This window comes from Alteromonas lipotrueae, assembly GCF_019249215.1.
GTDB lineage: Bacteria > Pseudomonadota > Gammaproteobacteria > Enterobacterales > Alteromonadaceae > Alteromonas > Alteromonas lipotrueae.
Genome location: NZ_JAESDI010000012.1, coordinates 80,624 through 94,181, shown reverse-complemented (window position 1 = coordinate 94,181; position 13,558 = coordinate 80,624). Strand labels below are relative to the sequence as shown.

The following is a 13,558-nucleotide window of genomic DNA, read 5'->3' as shown; positions in this document are numbered from 1 at the left end:
GTGATTACCTATTTAAAGTGGCATAAGTGTCAATAAATCGTACTAGCAAAAAAGCCACGTTAAAACGTGGCTTTATTTTAAGAGAATAGCACTCTCTAGATAACACCTAGTTCTTTCAAACGCTCTTGCAGATATGTACCTGCAGTATGACGTTCTGAAAGCTTTACATCCGGACGAGGGTGTAAGAACAGTGGTAATGAAATACGCGACTTGGTCATGTCTGCGCCATCTGGATTCACAACACGGTGAGTGGTTGATGGGAAGTAGTGACCTGAAGCTTCTTGAAGCATGTCACCGATATTCACAATCAGGCTACCAAAATCGCAAGGTACGTCTAACCAACTGCCGTCTTGCGCTTTTACTTGTAACCCAGGTTCGTTAGAAGCAGGAAGGATAGTAATAAGATTAATGTCTTCGTGAGCCGCCGCGCGAATAGCATCCACTTCTTCTTCGCCACTTAAAGGTGGGTAGTGAAGTACACGTAATAGGGTCTGATCTGAATCTTTGATCATGTCGCCTAAGGGTTGGCTATATTTGTCGCTGACTTCTTCTGGCGAATGTTTCTCAATCCAACCTAAAAGCTCAGAAGCAAGCGTGTTTGCTTCTGAATAGTACTGCGATAGTAAAGGACGAAGTTCGTCAGGGCATTGACCCCAAGGGTAATAATGGAAGTACTCTTTAATATCTTTTTTCGTGAAGCCTTTGGCTACCTCTGAAACACTTTGAGGGAAGAATCCATCTTGCTTGCCTTTGTTGTAAAGGTAGTCATTTTTTTCTTCACTATCGAAAAATCCTTGCCAGCTATCGTAAATGCCTTGCACGAGTGATTGTTGAATTGGGTGGTTTTTCAATACCCCAAAGCCCGTCTCTCGTAGTGACTTAACGAATTCTTCTTGGGCGTTTTCCGCCGTGTAATCAACAGCAACTAATTGCATAACTTTATCCCGTTTATTTTGATTGCGGCATTATAAAGGTAGACGGGCCGCCAAAAAAGCTTTGGTAGTTGACTTAAATCAATCAACGTCATCTAAGAAGCCTAATGTAATCAATGTAGACCATTTAGTCTACATTTGGGCAAAAACTTAGCCTAAAACTTAATCTAGTACTTCAATCTGACAGTTTAGCCAAGTGTTAAGTAAAAGCCTGCAAGCGCTGCGCTCATCAAGTTTGATAGCGTTGCCGCAACAACTGCTTTTAGGCCTAACTGAGCAATTTCTTTTCGGCGTGTAGGTGCCATAGCACCAATGCCACCCATCAAAATAGCAATAGAGGACAAGTTTGCAAAACCACAAAGTGCAAAAGTGACAATAGCTTGCGTTGATTCAGACAGGTTAGGTTGGTGCTCAAGGTAGTTAAGGTAAGCCACAAATTCGTTAACGACCATTTTCTGACCTATAAAGCTTCCTGCTATCTGCGCTTCTTCCCATGGAACGCCAATTGCCCATGCTAAGGGTTGAAGAATGTAACCCATAATCCCTTCAAAGGTGACGTTTTCATACCCTAATAAACCCCCTGTCCAACCCACTAGGCCGTTGAACATAGCAATTAGGGCGATGAATGCAAGTAGCATAGCGCCCACGTTTAATGCGAGTGTCATCCCAGATGCAGCACCGCTAGCAGCTGCATCGAAGACATTGGCGTAGCCGGTGTCTTCAGCGTCTATTTCGCTTAAGCCGTCTTTAGGTTCTTCCGTTTCTGGCAGAATAATTTTTGCCATCAACATACCGCCAGGCGCCGCCATAAAGCTTGCAGCGAGTAAGTATTTTAAGTCTACGCCCATACCCGCATAACCCGCCATTACTGAACCAGCAATAGAGGCTAGGCCACCTACCATCACGGCAAATAGCTCAGAACGCGTCATATGAGGTATGAAAGGGCGAACTACCAATGGGGCTTCTGTCTGCCCTACAAATATGTTTGCTGCCGCTGACATAGATTCAGGACGACTGGTTCTTAATACCTTTTGAAGGAAGCCACCAATCACTTTAATAATTAAGCCCATCACTTTTAAGTGATATAGCACCGCAATAAGTGATGAAAAGAAAACGATAACGGGCAACACATTAAAGGCGAATATAAATGCAATGGACTTATCGCCAATAGGACCAAAGAGAAAGTTAATTCCATCTTGACTGTAGGCAATGATGTTAGCAACAAACCCTGTTGCTGCTAACAGAACTTCTTTGCCAGGCTCAGAATACAGAACAAATGCGCCGATTAAAGCTTGCATAGCAAAGGCGCCACCGACAGTACGCAAACTAATGCTGCGTTTCGCCGACGAAAGCGCGAATGCAATACCTAAAAGGACTGCAATGCCCAGTAAACTCACCATAATATCAATCCTTTATAGAAGCGCTTGCTGTATGTGAGATTTGATCACATCTAGAGCAATTTGGTTTTTACCACCTTGTGTAACTACTACATCAGCAGTGAACCGACTTGGCTCGATAAATTGGTGATACATGGGTTTTACCGTTTCTTCGTACTGTTTGGCAACTGACTCGATAGTGCGCCCACGCTCTTTAATATCTCGTATCATGCGGCGCATAAGACAAATATCGAGTGGGGTATCGACAAAGATTTTAACGTCATAAAGTGGCAGAAGATCTGCACGGGCAAGCAGCATAATTCCTTCAAGAATAATGACTGGCGCTGGGTTCAAACGTTCGGTGTCCGGCAGGCGAGTATGCGTTTTAAAGCAGTAGTGAGGATAATCAATAGGCTGACCATCTCTAAGTGCCTGCAAATGCGCTTTAAGCAATTCATGCTCAAAGGCGTTGGGGTGATCGTAATTGTTTTTCTCTCGTGCTTCCATGGGCAAGTGGTCTTGTGCGCGATAGTAATGATCTTCGCGAAGCACTTGCACAGGCCTTCCTTGAGCAGAGAAGCCGTTAAACAAATTTTCGGTAAACAGTGACTTTCCAGAGCCTGAAGCTCCAGAAATGGCAATAATTAAAGGCGATTGCATAATCTTAGAAAGCTGATTTTATTGGAGCAAAGATACGCGTTTAACCTCTATGAATCAATGTTATATTCATACCAATTGGTCAAATGGATCGCTATTTGCTAGCCGAATCAATAACATTCGCTTAATTTGAGCGCGTTTTCATTTCTTAATTTATTTTCATATTACGGTCATAGTTGATTAAAAAATAGCTAATTCCCTATGATTTCGACATCGTCAGGAGATAAATTTGTAAGCGCATAAGAGTGTTGTTTTGAACGAGAGCCTTCACCTTGGGCACGTGGAGGATAATAACGTTCTTTCTCCTCAGGATACAAAGCAAACACCTCATCAAGTGATGCCCTGATTTCACTTAACGTCTTGTCTAAATTAGCGTTAAAGTCTGGCCTTTTACGTTTTGTATGCCCTAACTCAATTAATCGCGAAAAAGCTTTATTGGCGAGTGTAATAAGCTCAATAGGTACATCTTTATGTGGGGGAAGCGGGTGATCTGGGTTCTCTGTGCAATATTTGACAAGCGCTGTATAAAAGCAAAGAGGCTTGTTTTGCAATATAACAACGGTGTCATTCACGCTATTCCCTAACGTCTTATCTCGTAAATTGATAACCAGTTTAGGCTTAGGTGGGGCAACTAACTCTTCACTGACAGTATGTTTTGCCTTTCGCTGTCTAGGGATTGCAAACGCTGGCGCGAGCAATACTGATATTACTAACGCCCACCAACTAAACGTTAGGTTTTGATACATGGGAAGCGATTGCATGGTTAGTGTAATTTGTTGCTCAGCGTTTTCAAATACAAGTGTATGGGATAAGCTGTATTCAGGGTAAGTTACATCAGCGCTTACCCCCTGAATTGATGCGACTCTAATAGGATAATTATCAGCCGCTAAATCTTCGTTAATAGTCGCGATATAGCGCCCCACCGCATAGGTGTTTACGGGTGTGTTTAGTGTTGCATTCCCAACATCAAGAAACGCACTGTCCAATATTATTCTTCTTTCTACATTGTCTTTCGCATTATGGCGAGCAGACTGGATACCAATAATCTGACCAAACGTACTGATGATTTGAAGTACCGCAAAGAGTATCAGTGCACAGATTAGGGTAAATGGGCGAACAGTTGACATCATACTACTCATCTTCACTACATCCATTCACGAGAACTAGGGTTTTATAATAGGGACGTGCGTGAGAATCGGCTATGTCTTTCACTACAGACTGCATGGCGCAGAGTAAATCAGTGTTTTGCATTTGCATCTTCAAAAACCATTGCATGCCGCTAACACTTTTTAATAAAGGCGTTGCATAGTTCTTAGATAATATTTGCTCATCTTCTTCGGCCCAATACGATGAAATAATATCGACTTCCCCAGCAAGCAATGCTCTGCGCAAGTCTTTGTGGGAATTGAAGTACACAATGTTCACGTTATTCTCAGTTAACCCAAGGTTTTGAAGTATGGTTTTTGGAACTATGTGCCCTGAGCGGCTGGAAGGGTAATCAAGCAAGCCAATTCGTTTGCCAAGTAAATACTCTTTTTCAAGTAGCGGTTTTTCACGCTGAGATATAAAGAAAGCGCTGTAATTGGGGTGCGATGCTATTAGGGTTAAACCATAAATTTGATCTGCACCGAAAGCATCTACTACATTACGTTTAATTAGCGCTAAATCGACCACTCCGTGGTTTATATACCGAAAGGTATCATAGTCGCTTTGCCCGACGATGACCCTGACTTGGCCAAATTGCCTTTTGATGATTTTGTTGTCGCATAAACGTTCTAATGCCATATTCGCGATAGAACCATCTGTGACATACACTGAAAAGATATCTAAATTGTTTTGTAACTCTGTTTGGCAGGTTAAAGTTCGACCAGTTTGAGGAGGCACGGGAATAAATTCTATTTTCTTTGAAAAATAGCCAGCGCTACCGCAAACAAGTGCGGCAATAAGGAGTATGAGCCACCTTCCGGTAGCAATAATTCTGACTTTTGGCAAAAAAATAACCAAATGAGTTAGTGATTTATGTGCTGATTTCATCAGCTAAGGTTATTTATTGCAATAGGTAAATTTATTTTAATTGATTATGAGTATGAAAAATAAAGTTTTTTTACAAATCAGACTGAATTTTATTAAACGCTGTTTATTAGTCCATGATATGTCATCAATAGAAACCACAAGAACAAGTCAGACGACCTTGGTTTTGATAAGTAAAATAACTTGACCAAATGGTCAGGTGTGTGGTGCAAAAAATGAGATGAAATCACGTCACGGAATTGACGCAGAATTGACGAAATATACAAAACTGTAATAAATATGACACGAAGGTCTATAACAATTTCATCCACTCAAAGAAGTCTTTTAGTCAATATCAGAGGTCGTAGAGGGGAATAAATTCCCTCTGCGCTAAAAAAAAAGAATTTTAAACAAAAAGGGAAACACACATGTACTCATCAGCTAAGCTCAGCCGCGTTGCTGCAGCAGTTGCACTAACAGTGGGTCTAACCACGACTGCAATGGCTCAAGTAACGTCTTCAGATATGAACGGCCAAATTGTGGGACCAAACGGCAACCCTGCTGTTGGAACCGTAGTTAAAGTCACTCACGTACCAACTGGTGCGGTTAAATCAGTCACAGTAAATAGTGCTGGTACATTTAACCTTCGCGGTTTACGTGTAGGTGGTCCTTACACTGTTGAAATCGACTCAGATGAATTTGCAGATCAAACGATCAGCGATATTTACCTAGAGCTTGGTGAAGCGGCAACTATCCAAAGAACTCTTGAGTCTGCAGCCGATTACGAGAATATCGTAGTAACGGCCTCTCAAGTAGGTAGCTTGGCGTTCGGTCAAACTGGCCCTTCAGCAAATTTTGATTTGGCGACACTTCAACAAGCGCCAGCGATTAACCGTGATATCACTGATATCGTTCGTATTGACCCGCGTATCTACGTAGATGAAGGCGGTAGCGGTGGTATCCAGTGTGTTGGTAAAAGCCCACGTTTTAACAGCTTAACTGTTGATGGCGTTCGCATGAATGACCTTTTCGGTCTTAACTCGAACGGTTACCCTACAGAAAGAATGCCTTTCTCTTTCGACGCTATCGAAGGTGTGTCAGTAGAAATTGCTCCTTTTGATGTAATCTACGGCGGTTTCTCTGCGTGTAACATCAGTGCGGTAAGTAAAACAGGTACCAACGAAGTTCACGGTTCTGCGTTCTATGACTATGGTAGCGATAGCCTACGTGGTGACTCTCTTGAAGGTGATGATATCAACCTTGGAAGTTACACTGAAAAACGTTACGGCTTCACAGTGGGTGCACCGCTGATTAAAGATAAGCTATTTGTTTTTGCTGCTTACGAAAAACTAGAAGGCGCAAACACATTTGACCGTGGTGCTATCGGTTCTGGCGCAATTAATGAAGTTGCGCTTACACAAGCACAACTTGAACAAATTCAGTCTGTATCTCAGTCATTATATAACTTTGATGCTGGTACAACGCCACTTAGCATGCCTAACGAAGATGAAAAGCTTCTTGTTAAGTTAGACTGGAACATTAACGAAAACCACCGTTTTGCGTTTACGTACAACTATAACGATGGAAACAACTTCTCAGAATCTGACGGCGACGCAGATGAGTTTGAACTATCTAGCCACATCTACGAGCGTGGCGCAGAGCTACAATCATTTGTTGGTGTACTTTACTCAGATTGGACAGACAAATTCTCGACTGAAATCCGCGTTTCTCGCACAGAGCTAGATAACCTCCAGCGTTCTATGTATGGTGACGGCACTCCAGGCGGTAACGACTTTGGCGAAATTAAAATTGAGCTAGGTAATGATACAGATACTTCTGAAGACGACCTTACGGTTTTCTTAGGTTCTGATGACAGCCGTCAAGCTAACGACTTAGACTGGGAAGCGTTAAGCCTAATGTTCCGTGGTAACTATTACTTCGACAACGGCCACGCGTTAACTTTCGGTTACGAGAGCGACAAACTAGATATCTACAACCTTTTCGTTCAGCACTCTGAAACCTCTATTACTTTTGAAAGCTTAGAAGATTTCACTAACGGAACAAATGCAGAAATCGAATACGGTTATGCATATTCTGGCAACCTATTAGACCGTGCTGCTGAGTGGGGTTACACGTCACACTCTACTTACGCACAAGATGAGTTCTATCTTACTGACGATTTAAAAGTAGTTGCTGGTTTACGTTATGACTGGATTACAACATCAGACGAGCCTGTTGGAAATGCTGATTTCGTAGCTGGGAACGGTTATGACAACACAGCTAACCTAGACGGTCTTAGCTTGCTACAACCACGTGTTGGCCTTAACTATACGTTGAGTGATTCAACTGAACTACGTGGTGGTGTTGGCTTGTTCTCAGGCGGTAACCCGAACGTATGGATGACAAACAACTATCAAAACACGAACGTTATTGGTGGTGAAGTTGAAGGTGAATACGCTAACTTATTCGACGGAAGCGTTGTATGGGTTAATACAGAAGACGGCGTAACTGCTGGACCTGGCTACTCAGTACCTTCTGATTTAGACGAAGAGATGTCTTCTGGTGCAGGTAGTAACTTTGAAAGTAACAACCTAGATCCAGGCTTCGTAATGCCTCGCGAATGGAAAATCTCTGCGGGTATGACTCACATCAATGATGAAGATTACGTATTCAACTTAGATTTCCTTTTAAGTGTGACGCAGAAACAAGCCATGATTAAATATGTGGGTCTTGAGCGTGTAGGCACAACTGACGAAGGTTACCCTGATTATGACTCAGTAGGTTACGGTTCACTTGAACTGACTAACTCTGATGAAGATTCAGTGTCTTACTCACTAACAGCGACCATGAACAAGTCTTGGGACAACGGTATTACTTTCACCGGTGGTTATAACTACAGCCACGCTGAAGATGTACAACCAATGACGAGTTCAGTAGCGTTCTCTAACTTCCAGTACAGAGCATTTACCGACATTAACGAAGAAGTATCTTCAGTGTCTGATTGGAATATCGAGCACCGCTTTACTGCTGACCTTCGCTACACCACTGAACTTATCGACGGTTACAGCACTATCTTCTCTGCTTATGCAGTAGCGCAGTCTGGTCGTCCGTTTAGTTACACCATCAGTGGTAACTCTGTATATGGCTATACGCCATACCTTGAAGGTAATAACGTATTACCGATTGGCGCAGAGCGTAATGATGAAACTAGCCCTTGGTGGGTTAAAGTGGATATCGCAGTTAGACAAAACATTCCTGCGTTCCGTGAAGATCACTCTGCTCAGGTTTACTTCGTAATGGATAACTTCACCAACTTCATCAACGATGATTGGGGTATTTTGGAAGAAGTTAATTTCAACACAGCCTCTCTAGGTACTTCATCTCCTGAAAGCCGTCAGGGTGATGCATCGCTTTGGGAAGTACGTGTAGGTATTGACTACCGCTTCTAAGCAACAGTTTAAAAACCAGTTGTAGTGTTAAATGCCACTTTCCAATTTTGGAAGTGGCATTTTTTTATCTTGCAAATCAACTTCTCCTAATGTTTCTCATCGCATTCCCTGCCTTTTTCTGATCTAACTATTACTGCCATACGAACGAATAACTAAATGAATTGTTCACATGGAGAACTTATGTCTAAACATATATTAATGGTAATGACCTCACATGAATTGTTAGGTGATACAGGCAAGAAAACAGGAATGTGGCTGGAAGAGTTCGCGTCACCGTATTACGCGTTCAAAGATGCGGGGTATACCATCACCTTAGCTTCACCTATGGGCGGCCAAGTGCCAATCGACCCAAACAGCTTGGCAGATGATGCCATGACCGACGATGCTATCCGTTACACAAAAGATGAGGTTGCAAGAAGCGCAATGTCCTCAACTATTGTGTTGGAAGATGTTCGTGCAGATGAGTTTGATGCTGTGTTCTATCCGGGCGGCCACGGTCCGCTATGGGACTTATCTGACAATACTCACTCCACAATGCTAATTGAAGATATGGTGAAAGCCCAGAAGCCTGTAGGCGCTGTTTGCCATGCTCCTATCGTACTTAAAGAAGTAAAACGCGCCGATGGTGAATTTTTTATTAACGGCAAAACCGTTACTGGCTTTTCAAATAGTGAAGAAGACGCAATGGGGTTAACCGACGTAGTGCCTTATTTAGTGGAAGATGCGCTTATCAGTAAAGGCGGTAAGTATGAAAGTACCGAAGACTTTGGCGTTAAAGTGTGTGTTGATGGTCTTTTGGTGACGGGGCAAAACCCAGCATCATCAGGACCCGCAGCAGAAACGCTTATTAAGGTACTTTCGTAGCGTACTTCAAGCACTTACACTACTCACTTAGCCCGTGTTGTCTAATTGACAGCTGGTATAAGGGGTTTATAAAGCGTTAATGATTACGAAAATAAGAAAACGCCGCTGACTGTGTTCTATCTCAAACAGATTAGAGATAGAACACAGGAAATGCGGCGTTTTTTATAAGTTAAATGTTAGAAGCTCGCTTGAACGTTGAAGCTCATAGTACGACCTAGTGGGTCATACAAAGAGTCATCATATCCGCGCCATTCCCCAGGTGCATACTCTTCAAGTTCATCGGTAATGTTGGCAATTCCGGCAGAAACCTTAACATTATCGTTCACATGATATGAAACCGTCACATTATGCTTAAAATAGTTGTCGGCATAATCGTAGTAATCGTAATAGGTTTCACCATTGGCGCCGATGAAGAGTGTTCTCCATGAGACTGTCCACTTATCACCGTCTGTCCAATCTACCGTCAAGTTAGCGCGATTATCAGGATAGAATAATTCACCTGCCCACTCAGTACCTTCTTCTTCGTAACTAAATACGTGAGAGTATTCAAGGTTAACCCCGAAGTCTCCAATTTCAGTGGCCAGATCGTAGTTCGCGGTAATATCAAAACCGTTGGTCTTCACTTCTGAGTAGTTTGTGTAACCAGAGGTAATTGATGTAATTTTACCATCGCTATCACGAACGATACTGCTAGACGTACCATCTAAGTCAGCGGCAATTAAGTCATCTACATCAATATCTTCAATTTTATTTTCGTAGTCATATTGGTAGTAAGACACTTCAAGTGATAAATCATCAGTGACATCGTAAACCACACCAAGCGTAAGCGACTCAGAGTTTTCTGGGCTAAGGTCAGGGTTACCGCCGTAATAGGTTAGGTGTTGCTGACCGGATGAGCAGTAACTATCGTCGCTACCAGGATTATCTAGTGTATCGCAGTAATAGGTATCGTACGCGCTTGGGAAGCCGTAAGAAATGGTTGCGAACATTTCACTCATTGTAGGTGTACGGAAAGCTTCTCCCCAGCTAGCACGAAGTAACAGTGACTCAGTTGGGCGCCAGCTGATACCTAGCTTAGGTACGGTATCTGAGAACTCAGAGGTTGAAATGCTTTCGCCTGTATCCCCTTCAAGCTCGTACCCGTCGTAACGAAGTGCAGCAGATACTTCCACTTCATGGGGTAGTTCGATAGCAAACTCAGTATAGTAAGACTGTCGCTCACGAGTCGCATACACGTCGTCACCGCCCGAACCGCCTGAAATAATACCCAAGCCCGATTCAGGGTCAGATATCTGCTCAAAATCAAGGTAAGAGTACTCAGCGCCGAAAACAGCACTCACTGTCATGAAGTTATTCGAGAAAACTTCGCCAGAAATGCTGCCGTCAATAATGTCACGCATCTGTGTAGACTGGTAGGTGCCAGTGTGATCAGCGCTAGCTAATAGCTCTGCATTATAAGCAGACCAGTCGTCGGTACTTAAACCTTGAACATTAAATAAATCCAACTGTTCAGTATCAATTAAATCTTGTACAACTGTGTCGTTAACTAAGTTGTAATTGAATACCTCTTCTTTTGCCGATGTGCGCTGGTAATAAACCTGCCAGTCCCACTCGTTTCCACCAATATCGGTGTAACCTTCAAGCCCTGTTACCATTTCAAACGTGGTTTTTTCGGTTTTCGTATCACGTGTTCCCAAGCTAGCGGTACGGAAGTAAACAGCGCCATCTTGACCATAAGGGTTCATTGCGTTATCCGCATCGATGGTCAGCGAAGATGTAGATACTGGGGTAGCAGCATAACGAGTGTCTGTAGATGTCTGTAGTGCAGAGAAACGAGTAATAAGTTGCAAGTTCTCTGCTAACTCGTACTCGATTTTAGTCATTAAAGAGTTTTTCTCAGACGCGCCATAAAGCCAAGTGGTATTACCGTAGTAATAACCACAACGATCAGATTCAATCGATGTGTCAGCCACATCGCCACACAAATCTTCGTTATAAAGATACGAACTAGTATTTGTATCATAGAAATTGGCAACAGGGCTGTAGGTTGAATAGCTATCTAGTGCATTTTCGCCTGAAACTGCTACATCGGTGACTTCTTGAGTGTTTTCATGCTCAGCAATGAAAACGATACTACCTTTGTCATTGGTTACGCCGGCTGAAAAGTTGTACTTGCTAGAGTTGCCACCGTCAGCACCTGGATCTTCAAAGCTATAACCTACATTTACGCCATCAAACTGCTTCTTAGTAATAATGTTAATTACACCTGCCACGGCATCAGACCCGTAAATGGCGGAAGCTCCGTCGCGAAGAATTTCAATGCGCTCTACAATTGACATTGGGATCATCGACATATCAGAAGATGAGCCACCGTCGTACCCTAAACCTGGTAGGCGACGGCCATCCATAAGCACTAGCGTTGCGCCTGCACCCAGACCACGCAAGTTTACTTCACTAGACGCAGATGCGCCGCTGCCGTAGCCAGATTGGCCGCGAAATGAACCGAAAGTGTTAATCGAAGAGTTACGTAACACTTGGGCAACCGATGTATCGCCAGATAACGCGATAGATTCAGCAGTAATGACGGTAACGGGAGATACCGATTCAAGGTCAACCCGTTTAATACGCGAACCAGTAACCTGAATTTTTTCAACAGGCTCTACTGCGTTTTCATCATCACTTTGAGCGAATGCCATCGGCGAAGCCATTATGCTAGCAGAACCCGCTAACATAATGCTGCGCTTAATCGCGGTGCTTAGTTTATTCGTGTTAAACATTTAAATTCCCCTTGTCGAAGGTGATTACATTTAGTAATTACAAAGACGTTTATTAGTTTTTATTTTGAACAGATGTTTTCTGTCGGGAGAATTAAGCACTTCGTCGCGCTATTTGGCAATTTACAAAGTGTATAATTTGTTCTATTTAGACTTAATTTACTTTAATTATACGCAGGGCGGTGAAACCTTTACGCTCCTATACATTTGTAAAATAATTCTTATGCTTTTTATCTTTTTGGCTTGTTTAAAAATAAAACGAGGTTTGCATGGATAGAAATTAAAAATAATGTGAGAGGTAGATAGTGTGCAGGTTTAGCATGCAAATAGTGCGGGTTTAGTGCGGGTTTAGTGCGGGTTTAGTGAAGGGCTTGTGTATTAGGGGCGCAGGTGTAGCGTAGACGCGGGGCAGTTAAATATCATGTGAAGTTTAAAATGGGAGGGTGTTGTATCGAAGATGAAAATAGGTTCTATTATTTGAAAAATTAAAAGCGATTTTTTCTGATTTATCGTTTATTTTTTTGTGGGGAAAGGTTGTGGTAAAAGGTAAGGTGGCTTTTAATTTAATTTGGATAGTTGGATGTGCTTTTTAATGTTATAAGGTTGGTGGTGAAATTTAATTCTATAACGTATAAAACATTTAATTGTGGTTTTCGAATTCTTTACTTTTCTTTCCTTATTCTTTTCTAAGTCTATGATAATTTAAATGCACAGCTACCAAGTTGTTTTGTATCTCCCTGGTACAAATTCTTAACCGCCATCTTGTTATGGCGGTTTTTTTTGCTTAAAAATTTAGTCGGGCCTTATACATTCTCGAATAAGTCTTCTACCCGTTGGCGTAATTCTTCAATAAGGGTCACGTCAGCAGGTGCAATAAAAATGGTATCGTCGCCCGCAATGGTACCAAGCACACCATCTTTTTTGCTTAATGAGTCAAGCAAGCGTGCAATGAGTTGCGCTGCACCTGGGCTGGTGCGAATAATTACCATCACATTATTATGCACAATGTCGAGAACAAGTTGCTTTAACGGGCTTTTAGCAGTAGGCATACCCAGTTCAGGCGGTAGGCAGTACACCATATCGCCGCGAGCATTGCGGGTACGAACTGCGCCAAATTTACTTAGCATGCGGGAAATTTTAGATTGGCTAATATTGTCATGGCCTTGAGTTTTAAGGGCATCGACAATTTCACCCTGAGACCCATAGCTTTCCGCTTTCAAAATTTCTTTAAAGGCTTTAATCAGTTGCTCTTGTTTTGCGTTGGCCATAGCATCCTGCACATCTGTTAACGTTAATAAGTTAAATAATCGTATATTTTATATTGTGCCTTACAGGTGACCTTTGCGCAATTTAATTGCATAATCATGCATGATAGTGAATATCGACATAAAATTGCCTTAAATGGCCGTATTAAGACCATCAGATGATTGAGTTTTCCCCCGCGTTGCATTAGTGTGACGTTCCGTTTAAATACGTGAGTAATCCCATAGGAGAAA

General features: G+C 42.4%; 9 protein-coding genes. 2 read left to right on the top strand and 7 right to left on the bottom strand.

The window, feature by feature from the left end; genetic code table 11:
• Positions 1-95: 95 nt before the first annotated feature.
• The 5 genes from JKP82_RS15300 to JKP82_RS15280 form a co-directional block, all read right to left on the bottom strand.
• Positions 96-935, bottom strand: a complete 840-nt coding sequence (locus JKP82_RS15300) for an isopenicillin N synthase family dioxygenase (protein WP_061997909.1) — start codon at positions 933-935, stop codon at positions 96-98.
• A gap of 185 nt (positions 936-1,120) precedes the next feature.
• Positions 1,121-2,332: a NupC/NupG family nucleoside CNT transporter gene (locus JKP82_RS15295; protein ID WP_159533348.1), complete on the bottom strand. Its 1,212-nt coding sequence runs from the start codon at positions 2,330-2,332 to the stop codon at positions 1,121-1,123.
• Between the two features lie 12 nt (positions 2,333-2,344).
• Positions 2,345-2,968, bottom strand: coding sequence for a uridine kinase (udk, locus tag JKP82_RS15290; RefSeq protein WP_061997908.1), 624 nt, complete (start codon positions 2,966-2,968; stop codon positions 2,345-2,347).
• 188 nt (positions 2,969-3,156) lie between these two features.
• Positions 3,157-4,095: a hypothetical protein gene (locus JKP82_RS15285; protein WP_232370692.1), complete on the bottom strand. Its 939-nt coding sequence runs from the start codon at positions 4,093-4,095 to the stop codon at positions 3,157-3,159.
• A gap of 1 nt (position 4,096) precedes the next feature.
• Positions 4,097-4,957, bottom strand: a complete 861-nt coding sequence (locus JKP82_RS15280; protein WP_246604425.1) for a PhnD/SsuA/transferrin family substrate-binding protein — start codon at positions 4,955-4,957, stop codon at positions 4,097-4,099.
• A 446-nt stretch (positions 4,958-5,403) separates the two neighbouring features.
• On the opposite strand from JKP82_RS15280, the gene JKP82_RS15275 reads away from it, so the two are divergent.
• Together JKP82_RS15275 and JKP82_RS15270 are read left to right on the top strand one after the other, a co-directional pair.
• Positions 5,404-8,424, top strand: a complete 3,021-nt coding sequence (locus tag JKP82_RS15275; protein ID WP_218397686.1) for a TonB-dependent receptor — start codon at positions 5,404-5,406, stop codon at positions 8,422-8,424.
• A gap of 180 nt (positions 8,425-8,604) precedes the next feature.
• Positions 8,605-9,288: a type 1 glutamine amidotransferase domain-containing protein gene (locus JKP82_RS15270; protein WP_159533340.1), complete on the top strand. Its 684-nt coding sequence runs from the start codon at positions 8,605-8,607 to the stop codon at positions 9,286-9,288.
• Between the two features lie 176 nt (positions 9,289-9,464).
• Here JKP82_RS15270 and JKP82_RS15265 read toward each other — a convergent pair whose 3' ends face one another.
• Positions 9,465-12,065 (bottom strand): TonB-dependent receptor plug domain-containing protein, encoded by a 2,601-nt coding sequence (locus JKP82_RS15265; RefSeq protein WP_218397684.1) that lies wholly within the window; start codon positions 12,063-12,065, stop codon positions 9,465-9,467.
• 800 nt (positions 12,066-12,865) lie between these two features.
• Positions 12,866-13,330, bottom strand: coding sequence for a transcriptional regulator ArgR (gene argR / locus JKP82_RS15260; protein ID WP_013782583.1), 465 nt, complete (start codon positions 13,328-13,330; stop codon positions 12,866-12,868).
• Between the last annotated feature and the right edge of the window lie 228 nt (positions 13,331-13,558).

Bases quoted from the DNA above. Each gene is read 5' to 3' on its own strand.
- JKP82_RS15300 (WP_061997909.1), bottom strand. From the start codon at position 935: ATGCAATTAGTTGCTGTTGATTACACGGCGGAAAACGCCCAAGAAGAA.
- JKP82_RS15295 (WP_159533348.1), bottom strand. From the start codon at position 2,332: ATGGTGAGTTTACTGGGCATTGCAGTCCTTTTAGGTATTGCATTCGCG.
- udk (WP_061997908.1), bottom strand. From the start codon at position 2,968: ATGCAATCGCCTTTAATTATTGCCATTTCTGGAGCTTCAGGCTCTGGA.
- JKP82_RS15285 (WP_232370692.1), bottom strand. From the start codon at position 4,095: ATGATGTCAACTGTTCGCCCATTTACCCTAATCTGTGCACTGATACTC.
- JKP82_RS15275 (WP_218397686.1), top strand. From the start codon at position 5,404: ATGTACTCATCAGCTAAGCTCAGCCGCGTTGCTGCAGCAGTTGCACTA.
- JKP82_RS15270 (WP_159533340.1), top strand. From the start codon at position 8,605: ATGTCTAAACATATATTAATGGTAATGACCTCACATGAATTGTTAGGT.
- JKP82_RS15265 (WP_218397684.1), bottom strand. From the start codon at position 12,065: ATGTTTAACACGAATAAACTAAGCACCGCGATTAAGCGCAGCATTATG.
- argR (WP_013782583.1), bottom strand. From the start codon at position 13,330: ATGGCCAACGCAAAACAAGAGCAACTGATTAAAGCCTTTAAAGAAATT.